Genomic DNA, 13,763 nt, shown 5'->3' with positions numbered 1-13,763 from the left:
ACCACCGGCCCGAGACGTCGGCCGGACCCCGACCACCCGCACACCCGAGGAGAGACCCCATGGGATACGAGATCACGCATTGGATCGACGGCCGTCCGGAGGCCGGGTCCACCGGCAGCACGCAGCCGATCATGAACCCCGCGACCGGTGGGGAGGTGGGCACCCTGCATCTGGGCGATGAGTCCACGGTGGACCGGGCGGTGCAGGTCGCCGCCGCCGCGCAGAAGGAGTGGGCGAGGGTGTCGCTGGCCAAGCGCACCCAGATCCTCTACCGCCTGCGGCAGCTGATGATCGAGAACACCGACGAGATCGCCGCGGCGATCACTCGCGAGCACGGCAAGACCCTCGCCGACGCGAAGGGCGAGATCGCCCGTGGCCTGGAGACCCTCGAGTTCGCGACCTCCATCACCCAGGACCTCAAGGGCGGCTTCTCCCAGAACATCTCCACCGGCGTGGACGGCCACACCCTGCGCCAGCCGCTCGGCGTGGTCGCCGGGATCACCCCGTTCAACTTCCCCGCCATGGTCCCGTTCTGGATGCACCCGATCGCGATCGCGACCGGCAACGCGTTCCTCCTCAAGCCCTCCGAGCGCGACCCCTCCGCCTCGAACATCGTCGCCCGCCTCTACCAGGAGGCCGGCCTGCCCGACGGCGTGTTCCAGGTGGTCCACGGCGGCAAGAGCGTGGTCGATGCGCTGTGCGAACATGACGCGGTCGCAGCAGTTTCCTTCGTCGGCTCCACCCCGATCGCCAAGCACGTCCACGCCACAGCCTCCGCGGCCGGCAAGCGGGTCCAGGCCCTCGGCGGAGCGAACAACCACGCCGTGGTGATGCCGGATGCGAACATCGAGTTCGCCGCCGGCCAGATCGCCGCGGGCGCGTTCGGCTCCGCCGGTGAGCGCTGCATGGCCGTCCCGGTCGCGGTCACCGTGGGGGACGTCCACGAGGAGTTCCTCGCCGCGATCAAGGCCGAGGCGGAGAAGCTCGTGGTGGGCCCGGGCGAGGACGACGGGACCGACATGCCGCCGGTGATCACCCCCGAGGCCCGCGAGCGCGTGATCCGCATGACCGACGAGGCCGAGCAGGCCGGCGCCACCATCGTCGTCGACGGCCGCGACCTCGTGGTCCCGGGCCACGAGAACGGCAACTTCGTCGGCCCGATCGTGATCACCGACCTGGACCGCACCCACCCCACCTACACCGACGAGGTGTTCGGACCGGTGCTGGTGGTGATGCACGTGAACAACTTCGACGAGGCGCTCGATCTGGTGAACTCCTCCCCCTTCGGCAACGGCACCGCGATCTTCACCGACTCCGGCCACTACGCCCGCCGCTACCAGGACGAGGTCACCGTGGGCATGATCGGCGTCAACGTCCCGATCCCCACCCCGGTGGGCTACTACTCCTTCGGCGGCTGGAAGGACTCCCTGTTCGGCGAGCACCACGCCCACGGCCCCGAGGGCGTCTCCTTCTACACCCGCCAGAAGGCCGTCACCACCCGCTGGCCCTCGCAGAACGAGACCGTCGAGTCCTCCATGAGCTTCCCCACCCACGACTGACCCGCCCCGGGGGCGGCGCCCACCGGTGCCGCCCCGGCGGGCCCGACCTCGCGCGATCTCGCCGTCCCGTCGAAGGAGACACCATGACCACCGACCGCTCCCGCAACCCCGAGGCGCCGTACGACAAGCTCACCATCGGCGTGTGCCCCGACCAATGGGGCGTGTGGTTCCCCGAGGACGAGAAGCAGATTCCCTGGCGCACAGCCCTCGGCGAGATGGCCGAGGCCGGCTTCTCGGTGATGGAGACCGGGCCGTGGGGCTACTTCCCGCAGGACGCGGAGAAGCTGCGGTCCGTCATGGACGAGCACGGATTCCGCGTGGTGGCCGGCACCGGCTGGGGGATCCTGCACAAGGAGGAGGCCTGGGCGGAGACCGAGCGCACCTTCCGCGCCATCGCCGAGACCCACGCGGCCGTGGGCGCGGAGTACATGGTGCACCTGCCCCCGCTGTACCGCGACGACAAGACCTGGCAGTTCACCGACGAGCGGGAGCTGAGCGGCGAGGCCTGGAGGCTGTACGTCGAGAACGCCAACCGCCTGGGCCGCCTGCTCAAGGAGGACTACGGCCTCACGATGGTGCTGCACCCCCACGGCGACAGCCACATCGAGACCCCCGAGGAGATCGCCCGCGTCTTCGAGGCGACCGATCCGGAGCTGGTGAGCTTCTGCCTGGACACCGGGCACATCATCTACGGCGGCGGGGACCCGGTGACGATGATCGACGAGTACCCCGAGCGCATCGGCTACGTGCACATCAAGGCCTTCGACCCGGAGCTCACCCGCGAGGCCCACGAGAAGGACTGGCCCTTCGGCGAGGCCGTGGCCAAGGGCGCCTCGGTGCGCCCGCCCAACGGTCTGCCGGACATGAAGGACCTGGTCCAGAAGCTGACCACGCTCGATCGCGAGCTGTACGTGATCTGCGAGCAGGACCTCTACCCCTGCGACCCGGCGCTGCCGCTGCCCAATGCGATCGCGACCCGCGAGTTCCTGGCCGAGTGCGGCCTGGGCGTGAAGTGATCTCGCCCCTCCCCCGCCCCCACCGCTGATCCCGAAGGAGTCCCCGTGGTCAAGATCCTGCTGGACCCGTCCATGTACCACCCGCACCTCTCGGTCGCCGACGAACTGCGCAAGGCCGCCGAGCTGGGGTTCGAGTACCTCGAGCTCTCGCCGCGCGCCGACTTCCACGAGTGGCACCACTACCCGAAGGTGGACCGCCACCAGATCGCCGAGGTGAGGCAGGCGATGAAGGACACCGGGGTGCGGATCTGGACGTTCAACCCCGTCTTCGACTGGGCCTGCCCCGACGAGCAGGAGCGCCAGGCGCAGGTGCGGAACTGGAAACGCCTGCTCGAGATCGCCGACGCCCTCGAGGTGCCGCTGATCGCGACCGAGTTCTCCGGCGACCCGAACCAGGCGCTGCAGAGCGAGCACCAGTTCTACCGCTCGATGGAGGAGCTCGTCCCCGTCTTCGAGAAGTACGGCCTGGAGTGCACGATCGAGGCGCACCCCTATGACTTCGTCGAGGAGAACGACCGAGCGGTGCAGATCATCCGCGGCGTGGACCGCGACTGGCTGAACTACGAGTTCTGCTTCCCGCACGCCTACCACCTGGGCCAGGGCGCCCGGGACGTGCGCGAGATGATGGACTACGCCGGGGACCGGCTGAAGCACCTGCACATCGCGGACGTCTTCGACCACACCGCGAACGTCGGCAATCGCTACATCATGAACCCGCCCGGCGTCGACGCCCGCATCCACCAGCACAACGAGATCGGCAACGGCGAGATCGACTGGGACAGCGCCTTCGCCCACCTGCGCGAGCGCGAGTACGACGGGCCGGTGTCCGTGTGCGTGTTCGGCTGGGAGGAGGAGGCCGACGCGATCAACGTGCGGATGCGCGAGCGGATCCAGAAGGAGCTCGGCGGGAGCTGAGGCGCCCGGATCCGGCTGACGTCACTGTCGCGCCCTCCGTGCCCGACGAGTTCGGTGCGCGTGTGTTCCACCGAGGGAACACCGACGCACCAGACCCGTCGGTAACCCGGGTGTGCGTGGGGTTCGCGGGGTCCGAGGGCACGCGGAGCCGGGCTCCAGGGCCGGCTGGCGCAGGCTCAGGGCGGACGCGGACGGCGCGGTGAGCGGTCGTGGGGGAAACCCCCGGGTGCTGTCCAGCGCACCGCGATAGCCTTTCGGCACGCCCAGGACGAGGCGCACGCACGGCAGCGGGGAGCATCGCAGGACCACTCCCCCGCCACGGGCCCTCGTCACCGTCGTGGGGAGGACAGCGGGGAGACGTGAGCGAAGGACGCGAGCCGTCGGCCGACGAGCCGACCAGCGGGGACAGCCGGTTCCCGGATCCCTTCGCGCCCGGGAGCGGCCCTGACCGTCCCGCCGCGGCCGACGCGCCCTCCGCCGCGCGGACCGCGCCCGGCGACCAGGACCTCCCGTGGAAGGCCACCGCGGAGCGCCGCGACCTGTGGGGGCCGATCGAGCGTCCGCTCGAGGGCACGGTCCGCTCCCCCGCCTCGGACGCGGTCGGCCGCCCCGGGCCCGGGCCGCTGGCACGCTTCGGCGCCCCGGTGGTGCTGGGAGCCCTCGCCGCGCTCGCGGCCCTGGTCGTGGTGCTCGGCACCGGGCTGGCCGGGCCGCTGATCGCGCTCCTCACCGCGGCCGGCGTCGGCGTCCTGACCCTCGGCGGCGTCGGCCTGGCCGTGAACGCCCCGCGCCGCTCACCGGCGGAGCCCCCGGTGCTCGACGCCTCGGTCCCCGAGGGCACCCGCGCCGTTCTCGAGCGGATCCTCGAGGCGGACGCCACCACCCGCGAGCGCGTCGCGCAGGAGCGCCCCCGCGCGACCGTCCCCTCGGCAGCCCGGGTCCTGGACGATGTGGAATCCCTGCTGACGAGGATCGATGCGCTCGTCGGTGCCGAGCAGCTGCAGTCGCTGCGCCCCTCCTCGGGCGAGGTGACGATGCTCGAGGGGATGGCCACCCGGTACGTGCCCGAGCTGATGGACGCCGCGAGCGACACCCTCGGCGTGCTGCTGACCTTCGCCGGCGCCGCCCGCGACGAGGCGCTCGAGAACCTCGAGAGCGTCGACCGGCAGCTGGCGGTCCTCTCCGAGGGCGTCGAGCAGATCGAGAGCGACATCGTCGGCGGCGTCTCCCGGTCCCTCGAGGTGCACTCCGAGTTCCTGCGCGCCCGCTTCGCCGACCAGCACCTGAATCCGATCATCGACGTCTGACCCCGACCTTCACCCACGCACCCCGACTTCCACCCCTATCCAGGAGGCCCCGATGGACAAGCTCCAGCCGCCCACCCCCGAGCCCGAGATCTCGCCGGCCGAGCCGGTCGAGGAGATCCCCGAGGACCAGGCCGGCTCGCTGCTGCCCGACCTGCCCGAGGGGCAGCAGCAGGAGCTCGAGCAGCGGGCCGACGCCTGGGTCGAGCAGGTCGCCGAGCTGAACCCGCACTCCCAGGAGTTCACCGCCCAGGTCAACGCGCTCGGCGCGGTCGCGCGCCGCACCTTCGAGCGCACCAGCCAGACGTCCTCGCGCTTCATGCAGCAGTCGCTGAAGCAGTCCAAGGAGAAGGGCAACGCCCAGGAGTCGGTGGCCAAGTCGCTCACCGAGCTGCGCACCACCATGGAGGATCTCGCCCCGAAGGAGGAGACCTTCGCCGGCAGGGCGCTGTCCTTCCTGCCCGGCCGCAACATGGCCAAGCGCTACTTCCGCAACTTCGAGTCCAATCAGGACCAGCTCGACCAGGTGCTCGGCGCGCTCAGCCGCGGCCAGGAGATGCTCCAGAAGGACAACGCGGAGCTGTCCGTGGAGCGCCGCGCGCTGTGGGAGGACCTCGGTGCCCTGCAGAAGGCCTCCTACCTGCTGGGCCTGCTCGACGACCGGACCGTGCGCCGGGTCGAGCAGACCCGCGCCGAGGGGAAGTCCGCCGAGGCCGACGCCCTCGAGCGGGACGTGCTGTTCGCGGTGCGCCAGCGCCGCCAGGACGTGGCCACCCAGATCGCGGTGACCGTGCAGGCCTACCTCTCGATGGGACTCATCGAGGACAACAACACCAAGCTCCAGCAGGGCGTGGAGCGGGCCCGCACCACCACGGTCACCGCACTGCGCACCGCCGTGATCACGGCTCAGGCGCTCGAGAACCAGAAGATCGTGCTGGACCAGATCGACGCGGTCAACCGCACCACCGACAACCTCATCGACCGCACCTCCCAGATGCTCGCGGACAACTCGGTGAAGATCCAGGAGCAGGCCGCGACCTCGGGCGTCTCCCCCGAGACGCTGCAGCGGGCCTTCGACAACCTGTTCACCACCATGGACGGCATCGACACCTTCCGCACCCAGGCCAACCAGAACTTCCTCACCACGGTGACGAACCTCGAGCACCAGGTCGAGCGCGCCCAGCCGTACCTCGAGCGGATGCAGAAGGAGCAGCCCGAGCACGCCGAGATCGAGGGAGCCAGCGCGATGGACCTGCTCGAGATCGAGGATCGGAAGTAGTCGGAGCCGGAGATCGAGGAGAAGGAGAGGACTGCCGTGGCCTCCGCCGTCACCGATCGTGCGATCGGCGCGATCAAGCAGATGGTGGTGGACGGGACGCTGAAGCCCGGCGACCGCCTCCCCACCGAGAAGGAGCTGGCGGAGACGATCGGCGTCTCCCGGAACTCGCTGCGGGAGGCGGTCAAGGCGCTCTCGGTGATCCGGGTGCTCGACGTGCGCCAGGGCGACGGCACCTACGTCACCGCCCTCGAGCCTGCGCAGCTGCTGGAATCTCTCGCCTTCGTGCTGGACCTGCACCGCGACGGCGGGCACGTCGAGATCCTGGAGATCCGACGCCTGCTCGAGCCGACCGCCGTCGAGCAGGCCTGCCCGCACCTGCGCGAGGAGGACTTCGCGCTGCTCGAGGAGACGATGGAGGATCTCGACGCGAGCTCCGGGATCGAGGAGCTGGTAGCCGCTGACCTGGCCTTCCATCAGCTGATCAACGACCGCTGCCCCAACGACTACCTCAGCTCCCTGCTCGAGAGCCTGGGCGGCTCGACCGCACGGGCGCGCGTGTGGCGAGGGCTGACGGACGACTCGGCCGTCGAGCGCACCCTGGCAGAGCATCGACGGATCCTCGACGCCCTCCGGGCGCGCCGCGCGGATCTCGCGCGGGTCTACGCGGCCGCGCACATCGCCGGGGTCGAGTCCTGGCTGCTGCAGCGGGGGGAGCCGCCGACGCGGTGATCGCAGGGCCGGCCGCGCCCGGAGCGCAGCGCTGCACTCGAGCACCGCACACGGACAGCGCCGTACTCGAGCACGGCACTCGATCAGCACCGCGCCCGCCCTCCGCCGTGGCGTCAGGAGGTCGGCGGCTGCTCGTCGGGTCGACGGTAGATCCGCGCCGCGGTCCCATGGGTCACGGCCCGGACGTCAGCCCTCCGCCACGTGCGCACGTGGGCCAGCAGGGGCGCGAAGCCGCTGCCGAGGTCGTGCGGCCGCGGGGCGATCGGCCAGTCGGAGCCGACCATCAGCCGCTCGGCGCCGAACAGCGCGAGGGCGAGGTCCGCGGCTGCCGCGAAGTCGCCGTCACCGCTGGTCGCGAGGCCGGAGAGCTTGGCGACGACGTTCGGGCGAGCCGCGATCTCCTCCAGCTGCCCCTGCCACCGGGCCATGGCCTCGCGGTCGCCGAGCGGGGGCTTGCCCACGTGGTCGAGGACCACGGTGAGGCCGGGATGGCGCTGCGCGACGCGCACCACCTGGTCCATGTGCCGCTCGAAGGCGTCGGGCACGTCGAGCGGGAGCCCGGCCGCGGCGAGCAGGTCGAGGGATCGGACGACCTCGGGCCGGTCCAGGAACCCGGGATCGGACTCGTCGTGGATCAGATGGCGCACGCCGACGAGGTGGTCGGTGCGGCCGGGATCGGCGAGCGCCGCGGCCACGGCGGCGGGGTCCATGAGGGGGAGCCATCCGACGACGTCGGCACGAGTGATCATGCCCCCGGGCCCGCCGGACTCGATCGTGCCGGACCCGATGCTGCGGGAGTCGATGGGGCCGGACCCGATGGTGCGGGACTCGATCGCGCGGGCGGTGCGCTGGAGGTGGGCGGTGTCCGAGGTGGTGTCGTCGGCCTGCACGAGCACCACCCGGGTGACGCCGAGCGCGGTGAGCGCGGGGCCGACCTCGTCGAACTCGCCCGTGCGGCGCAGTGCCTCCGGGGTGCCGGCGAGCCAGGCGTAAGGGCTCGCCGAGAGGTCCCACAGGTGCAGGTGGGTGTCGGTGACGGGGCCAGGGACCTGGTGCGGGTCCGGCACCTGGTGCGGGCCCGCGTCCGCGCTCCGGTCAGAGCCCGGCATCGTCGCCGTCCACGTCGGCCCAGGCGGCGTGCGGGATCCGGGCGTCCCTCCGGGCGATGTTGGAGCGGACCTGCTCCGCGGTGCGCATCCCCAGCACCACCGAGTCCACCGCGGGATGCCGCAGCGGGTACTGGACCGCGAGGTCCGGCAGGGTCACGCCGTGGCGCTGGGCGACGTCGGCGAGACGGCGCGCGCCGTCGAGCAGCTCCCGCGGCGCCTGGGCGTACTCGTAGGTGGCGTCGTCGGGGACCCGGTGCTGGGCGAGCAGGCCGGAGTTGAACACCGACACGGCGACCACCCGCACCCCGTGCCGCACGCACTCCTCGAGCAGCTCGCGGGCGCCGTCCTGCTCGAGCAGGGTGTAGCGGCCCGAGAGCATGACCAGGTCGAGCAGACCGGTGCGGACCGAACGGGTGAGCACGTCGGCGTCCTTGGAGCCGACGCCGACCGCGCGGACCAGCCCCTCCTCGCGCATCCTCGCCAGCGCCGGCAGGCCCTCGGCGAAGGCCTGCTCCGTCGGCCCCTCCTCCGGGTCGTGGGCGAACAGGATGTCGACGCGATCCATGCCGAGCCTGGCCAGGGACTCCTCGTGCGAGCGGCGCACACCGGTCTCGGAGAAGTCCCACTCGCGCACGTGGTGGTCCGGGACCGCGAAGGCGCTGTCCATGTCGTCCCCCGTGCCGGGGCCGGGCCGCAGCAGGCGACCCACCTTGGTGGAGACCATGTAGTCGTCCCGCGGATGGGCGGCCAGGCGCTCCCCGAGGCGGCGCTCCGAGGTGCCGAGGCCGTAGTGCGGGGCCGTGTCGAAGTAGCGGATGCCCTCGTCCCAGGCGGCGCGCACCGCGCCGTCGGCCTCCTCGTCGGTGGTGACGCGGTAGAGGTTCCCGAGCTGTGCGGCGCCGAAGCCGAGCCGCGGGAGCCAGGACCCGGAGCCCGCGCCCGTCGGGGTCGCGCCCGACGAGTCCCCGCCCGACGGGGTCGCGCCCGCCGAACCCGCGCGCGCCGGGTCCAGGCCCGACGGGGTGGCAGCCGGTGTGCTCATGCCGCCCCCGTCCCGGGGCCGTCCGCGGGCAGCGACCAGACGGGACGGATCCCCCCGTCGTCGCCGCCGTAGTCGTCGACCACCTCGAGGAACTGGTTGATGTGCTCCTGCCAGCGCTGGTTCGCCGGATCCTCGGCGAGGCGACGACGCATGGCGCGGTAGTCCTCGACCTCGACCAGGTGGAAGAGGTCGCGGCCGTCGCGCCAGATGCGCCAGCCGTGCACGCCGGCGGCGCGCAGCGAGGCGTCGAGCTCGTCGGGGATGCGGGCGTGCTCACGGTCGTAGTCGGCCTCGTGACCCTCGGCGATGCGGGTGTGCAGGGCGATCTGCTCCATCGGGGCGTCCTCGGCGCGGGCCCACACCGGGCCGTGCGGGAAGAGGTGGTCGGCGACGGAGGCGGCGTGCATGCGGGCACCCCCGCCGGGCTCCTCCGGCGGCATGTAGGCGCCGTGCTCGATCCGCACCGGGACCTCGAAGTGCTCGTGCAGGTGGTCGACGAACTCGATCCGGCGACGCGGATCGTCGCCGGCGATCGCGACCGCGTCGAGGAAGGCGAGGTGCTGGACCATCTCGCACAGCCCCACCCCACCGGCGTGCGGGCACACGGGCACCCCGAACTTCGCGGCGAGCAGCAGGATCGCGATGTTCTCGCTGATCCCGGCGACGCGGGTGGCGTCGGCCTGGAGCACGTCGATGGCGTCGGCCTGGAGCAGCTGCTTGAACAGCACCCGGCTCGCCCCCTGCTCCCCGGTGGCGATGCGGACGGGGCGGACGGCCTCGCGGATCGCGGCGTGGGAGAGGACGTCGTCCGGGCTGGTGGGCTCCTCGATCCAGAACAGGTCGTGCGGTGCCAGCGCCCGGATCGCCTCGATCGCCTCCGCGGTGCCCCAGCGCTGGTTCGCGTCCACCGCGATCGGGAAGCCGGGGCCCATCACCTCGCGGGCGATCCGCAGGCGCCGCTCGTCGTCCGCGGCGTCGGCGCCGACCTTGAGCTTGACCATGCCGAAGCCCTCGTCACGGGCCTCGTGCAGCAGCCGGGTGAGCTTCTCGTCGCTGTACCCGAGCCAGCCGGGGGTGGTGGTGTAGGCGGGCACCCCGTGCTCCCGCAGCGCGGCGATCCGCTCGTGCTTGCCCTCGGCGCCGCGGCGCAGGATCTCGAGCGCCTCCTCACGGGTGAGGGCGTCCTCGAGGTAGCGCAGGTCCACGAGGTCCAGCAGCTCCTCGGGGTCCAGCTCGGCGAGGGTCAGCCACAGCGGCCGGCCCTCGCGACGGGCGCGCAGGTCCCACAGGGCGTTGACCACGGCGCCGATCGCCATCGACATCACGCCCTTGTCGGGGCCCAGCCAGCGCAGCTGGGAGTCGTGGGTGAGCTCGCGGTGGATCCCGCCGAGATCGGCGAGGACCGCTTCCGCGTCACGGCCCACCAGGAGGGGGGCGAGGGCCGCGATGGCGGCGCTCTGCACGTCGTTGCCGCGCCCGATGGTGAACACCAGCGAGGTGCCCTCGTCCGGCGCGTCGGTGCGCAGGCGGAGATAGGCGGCCGAGTAGTCCGGGTCCGGGTTCATGGCGTCCGAGCCGTCGAGGTCGCGGCTGGTGGGGAAGCGGACGTCGAGGACGTCGAGGGCGGTGATGGTGCTCATCGGAGGAGCCTTCCTCGCTCGGGGCCGACGACGCCGCGTCGGCGCGGAGCGGAGCGGCAGGGGCGATGCTGGACAGCATACCGCGAGACATCGGATCTTTGGGAAGTTTCTCGCGGTGCAGCGTGCTGTCGATCGCATCGATCCCCCGAACCGTCACGCCTGCCGGTCAGGAGATCCGATGACTCGGCGGAGCCCGTGCCGCCAGGGGCCGAGGGATCCGTGCGCCGACGGTGCGGGGGCGCTCAGGGCGACCGCGCTCGGTGCGACGGCGCTCGGTGCGACGGCGCTCGGTGCGACGGCGCTCAGTGCGACTCGCGGTGCACCTCGGGACCGCTGGCGCCGACCAGGAAGTCGAGGTCCGCGCCCGTGCTCGCCTGCGTGACGTGCTCGACGTAGAGCCGCTGCCATCCCCGCTCGGGCGCTGCGAAGGCCGCTAGGGTCTCCGGACTCGGCGTGCGCTCGGCCAGCTCCTGGTCGCTGAGCTCGACGTCCAGGCGTCGGGCCGCGACGTCCAGGACGATCGAGTCCCCGGTCCGGACCAGGGCGAGAGGTCCTCCGTCGGCCGCCTCCGGCGTCACGTGCAGCACCACGGTCCCGTAGGCGGTGCCGCTCATGCGCCCGTCGCAGATGCGCACCATGTCCCGCACCCCGGCCTCGAGGAGCCGGCGGGGCAGCGGCATGTTCGCGACCTCCGGCATCCCGGGATAGCCCTTCGGGCCGCAGCCGCGCAGGATCAGCACGGAGTCCTCGTCGACCTCGAGCCGGGGGTCGTCGATCCGCTCGTGGAAGTCCTCGATCGAGTCGAACACCACGGCCCGACCGCGGTGCTGGAGCAGACGGGGCGTCGCCGCCGCCGGCTTCACGATCGCCCCGCCGGGGGCGAGGTTCCCGCGCAGCACCGCGATCCCGGCCCGCTCCTGGAGGGGCTCGCCGCGGGAGGAGATGACGTCGCCGTCCCAGATCCTGGCCGACTCGAGGTGGTCGACCAGCGGCGTCCCGGAGACGGTCAGCGCCGCGGGGTCCAGCAGCTCGCGCACCTCCTTCAGCACCGCCAGGAAGCCCCCGGCGCGGAAGAGGTCGTCCATGAGGTGCTCGCCCGAGGGCTGCAGGTTCACCAGGAGCGGGACGTCGGCGCCGATCCTGTCGAAGTCGTCGATCGAGACGTCCAGGCCCAGGCGGCCGGCGATGGCCAGCAGGTGGACGACGGCGTTGGTCGACCCGCCGATCGCGGCCAGCGCGACGATCGCGTTGCGGATGCTCGCCTCGGTGATGACCTTCTGCGGGGTGAGCTCCTCGGCGACCATCTCCACGATCCGGCGTCCGCTCGCATGGGCGCCCTCGAGGAGTCGGGAGTCCGGCGCGGGAGTGCCGGCCAGGCCGGGGATCACCATGCCGAGGGCCTCGGCGAGCAGGCCCATCGTCGAGGCCGTGCCCATCGTGTTGCAGTGGCCCTTGGAGCGGATCATCGAGGACTCCGAGCTGAGGAAGTCCTCGGAGGAGAGCTCGCCGCCGCGCACGTCCTCGCTGAGCTTCCACACGTCGGTCCCGCAGCCGAGGGGCCTGCCGCGGAAGGAGCCGGAGATCATCGGGCCGCCCGGCACGACGAGGGCGGGCAGGCCCACCGAGGCCGCGGCCATCAGCAGCGCGGGGACGGTCTTGTCGCAGCCGCCCAGGAGCACGACTCCGTCGATCGGGTTGGCGCGGAGCATCTCCTCGATCTGCATCGCGGCGAGGTTCCGCCACAGCATCGCGGTGGGCCGCACCAGCGTCTCCCCGAGGCCGGGCACGGGGAGCTCGAGCGGGACGCCGCCGGCCTCGTAGACGCCGTGGGAGACCGAGCGCGCGACCTCGGTGAGGTGCATGTTGCAGGGCACCAGGTCGCTCGCGGTGTTGGCGATGGCGATGTGGGGGCGCTCGCCCTCGAAGGCGGAGGCGGGCAGTCCCCGCCGCATCCAGGCGCGGTGGATGTAGGCGTTCCTCCCGCTCCCGACGTACCACTCGGCGCTGCGCAGTCCGGACATGCTGTGCTCTCTCTCCTGGGTCGAGGGGAGGACGCGCCCCGGGAAGCTCGACCTCGAACCTCTCGCCGACGGTCACGTCGGACATCGCTGTTCTCCGACCCCGACGGGCCGGCACCCGCACGGCCTCTCGCCACACTAGCCCTGGCGCGCTCGCCCGGTCATCCGCGTCCGGTCACCCGCGTCCCGTCATCCGCGTCCCGTCATCCGCGGAGGAACAGCTCCTGGATCATCGCGTGGTCCAGCTGCCCACCGCCGCGGGCGACGACCTCGCGGAACTCCTCGAGCAGCACCGGGGTCAGTCGACCCTCCAGCCCGAGGTCCTCCATCGCCGCGGTCGCGTAGAGCAGGTCCTTGACCTGGTTGTCCGTGCTGCCGCCCAGGGAGTACTCCCTGTCTGCCAGCTTCCGCCGCTTCTGGGTGAGCAGCTCACCGGACGCCAGTCCGCCGTCGAGCACCCGCAGCAGCGCGTCGACGTCGAGGCCGCCCGCGCGCGCCAGGCCGAGCGCCTCGGCGATCGAGGCCAGGGTGCCGGCGACCACGACCTGGTTGCACAGCTTGGCGAGGGACCCCGCGCCCAGGGGCCCCAGGTGCGTGACGGTGCCGCCGATCGTCTCGAGCACGGGCAGGGCACGGGCCACGTCCTGCTCCCGGCCCCCCACCATGAGGCTCAGCGTCCCCGCAGCCGCCCCGGCGACGCCCCCGGACATCGGGCAGTCCAGCACGCGGATCCCGTGATCGGCGAGGTCCTCGGCGAGGGATCGCACCTGCTCCGGACCGGTGGTGGAGGTGATCACCAGCAGCGTCCCGGCCGCCGCGAAGGCGTCGAGGGCCTGCTCGTCGAGCACGGAGCGCAGCTGGGGGACGTCCGGCAGCACGGCCAGCACCACGTCGGCCGCGGCCTCGGCGACCGTGTCCGCGAGCCGCGCACCCTCGGCAGCGAGCTCCTCGGCGCGCGCCCGGGTGCGGTTCCACACCGCGGGAGCCCGGCCGGCGGCGAGCAGTGACCGGGCGATCGGCGCCCCCATCGGCCCCAGTCCCAGCACGGAGACGGTGGGAGCGGGACCCGCGCCCGGCGGCGTAGCGTGGACCTCGGCGGGGGTGAGTCCGTGCGACATGTCGGCCGTCCCTCCCGGGCTCGGCGGCCCGCGC

Annotated in this window: 11 protein-coding genes; 6 read left to right on the top strand and 5 right to left on the bottom strand. The window is 72.4% G+C overall.

The genetic code is table 11. The features are described 5' to 3' along the window. Window positions 1-59 precede the first annotated feature (59 nt). The 6 genes from ACT3SP_RS04280 (at window position 60) to ACT3SP_RS04255 (ending at window position 6,802) form a co-directional block, all read left to right on the top strand. A complete protein-coding gene (locus ACT3SP_RS04280; protein ID WP_444586005.1) occupies window positions 60-1,559 on the top strand; it encodes a CoA-acylating methylmalonate-semialdehyde dehydrogenase in 1,500 nt (499 codons plus the stop codon). 83 nt (window positions 1,560-1,642) lie between these two features. Further along, complete coding sequence (locus tag ACT3SP_RS04275) at window positions 1,643-2,575, top strand: TIM barrel protein (protein WP_444586004.1); 933 nt, start codon at window positions 1,643-1,645, stop codon at window positions 2,573-2,575. A 45-nt stretch (window positions 2,576-2,620) separates the two neighbouring features. Beyond that, complete coding sequence (locus tag ACT3SP_RS04270) at window positions 2,621-3,490, top strand: sugar phosphate isomerase/epimerase family protein (RefSeq protein ID WP_444586003.1); 870 nt, start codon at window positions 2,621-2,623, stop codon at window positions 3,488-3,490. Between the two features lie 359 nt (window positions 3,491-3,849). Further along, window positions 3,850-4,797, top strand: a complete 948-nt coding sequence (locus ACT3SP_RS04265) for a hypothetical protein (RefSeq protein WP_444586002.1) — start codon at window positions 3,850-3,852, stop codon at window positions 4,795-4,797. Between the two features lie 52 nt (window positions 4,798-4,849). Further along, entirely contained in the window at window positions 4,850-6,073 is a 1,224-nt protein-coding gene (locus tag ACT3SP_RS04260) for a toxic anion resistance protein (RefSeq protein WP_444586001.1), read from the top strand. 36 nt (window positions 6,074-6,109) lie between these two features. After that, entirely contained in the window at window positions 6,110-6,802 is a 693-nt protein-coding gene (locus tag ACT3SP_RS04255; RefSeq protein ID WP_444586000.1) for a FadR/GntR family transcriptional regulator, read from the top strand. 113 nt (window positions 6,803-6,915) lie between these two features. On the opposite strand, the gene ACT3SP_RS04250 is transcribed toward ACT3SP_RS04255, so the two are convergent. The 5 genes from ACT3SP_RS04250 to ACT3SP_RS04230 all read right to left on the bottom strand — a co-directional run bounded on the left by ACT3SP_RS04250 (window position 6,916) and on the right by ACT3SP_RS04230 (window position 13,729). Further along, on the bottom strand, window positions 6,916-7,911 hold the full coding sequence (locus ACT3SP_RS04250) for an amidohydrolase family protein (RefSeq protein WP_444585999.1): 996 nt from the start codon (window positions 7,909-7,911) through the stop codon (window positions 6,916-6,918). Beyond that, window positions 7,898-8,953 (bottom strand): aldo/keto reductase, encoded by a 1,056-nt coding sequence (locus ACT3SP_RS04245; RefSeq protein ID WP_444585998.1) that lies wholly within the window; start codon window positions 8,951-8,953, stop codon window positions 7,898-7,900. The genes ACT3SP_RS04250 and ACT3SP_RS04245 overlap by 14 nt, the downstream gene beginning before the upstream one ends. After that, a complete protein-coding gene (locus ACT3SP_RS04240) occupies window positions 8,950-10,593 on the bottom strand; it encodes an enolase C-terminal domain-like protein (protein WP_444585997.1) in 1,644 nt (547 codons plus the stop codon). The genes ACT3SP_RS04245 and ACT3SP_RS04240 overlap by 4 nt, the downstream gene beginning before the upstream one ends. A gap of 302 nt (window positions 10,594-10,895) precedes the next feature. Then, window positions 10,896-12,614, bottom strand: coding sequence for an IlvD/Edd family dehydratase (locus ACT3SP_RS04235; RefSeq protein ID WP_444585996.1), 1,719 nt, complete (start codon window positions 12,612-12,614; stop codon window positions 10,896-10,898). 200 nt (window positions 12,615-12,814) lie between these two features. After that, the gene (locus ACT3SP_RS04230; protein WP_444585995.1) at window positions 12,815-13,729 is read right to left on the bottom strand and encodes an NAD(P)-dependent oxidoreductase; all 915 of its coding nucleotides are present in this window, start codon (window positions 13,727-13,729) and stop codon (window positions 12,815-12,817) included. Window positions 13,730-13,763: the final 34 nt, after the last annotated feature.

It is taken from the genome of Brachybacterium sp. AOP43-C2-M15, assembly GCF_052446295.1.
Taxonomy (GTDB): Bacteria; Actinomycetota; Actinomycetes; order Actinomycetales; family Dermabacteraceae; genus Brachybacterium.
The sequence above is the reverse complement of the archived record's forward strand: the minus strand, read 5'-3'. Positions and strand labels throughout refer to the sequence as shown.

Coding starts and splice junctions, on each gene's coding strand:
- ACT3SP_RS04230 (WP_444585995.1), bottom strand. CDS start 13,729: ATGTCGCACGGACTCACCCCCGCCGAGGTCCACGCTACGCCGCCGGGC.
- ACT3SP_RS04235 (WP_444585996.1), bottom strand. CDS start 12,614: ATGTCCGGACTGCGCAGCGCCGAGTGGTACGTCGGGAGCGGGAGGAAC.
- ACT3SP_RS04260 (WP_444586001.1), top strand. CDS start 4,850: ATGGACAAGCTCCAGCCGCCCACCCCCGAGCCCGAGATCTCGCCGGCC.
- ACT3SP_RS04275 (WP_444586004.1), top strand. CDS start 1,643: ATGACCACCGACCGCTCCCGCAACCCCGAGGCGCCGTACGACAAGCTC.
- ACT3SP_RS04240 (WP_444585997.1), bottom strand. CDS start 10,593: ATGAGCACCATCACCGCCCTCGACGTCCTCGACGTCCGCTTCCCCACC.
- ACT3SP_RS04245 (WP_444585998.1), bottom strand. CDS start 8,953: ATGAGCACACCGGCTGCCACCCCGTCGGGCCTGGACCCGGCGCGCGCG.
- ACT3SP_RS04280 (WP_444586005.1), top strand. CDS start 60: ATGGGATACGAGATCACGCATTGGATCGACGGCCGTCCGGAGGCCGGG.
- ACT3SP_RS04250 (WP_444585999.1), bottom strand. CDS start 7,911: ATGCCGGGCTCTGACCGGAGCGCGGACGCGGGCCCGCACCAGGTGCCG.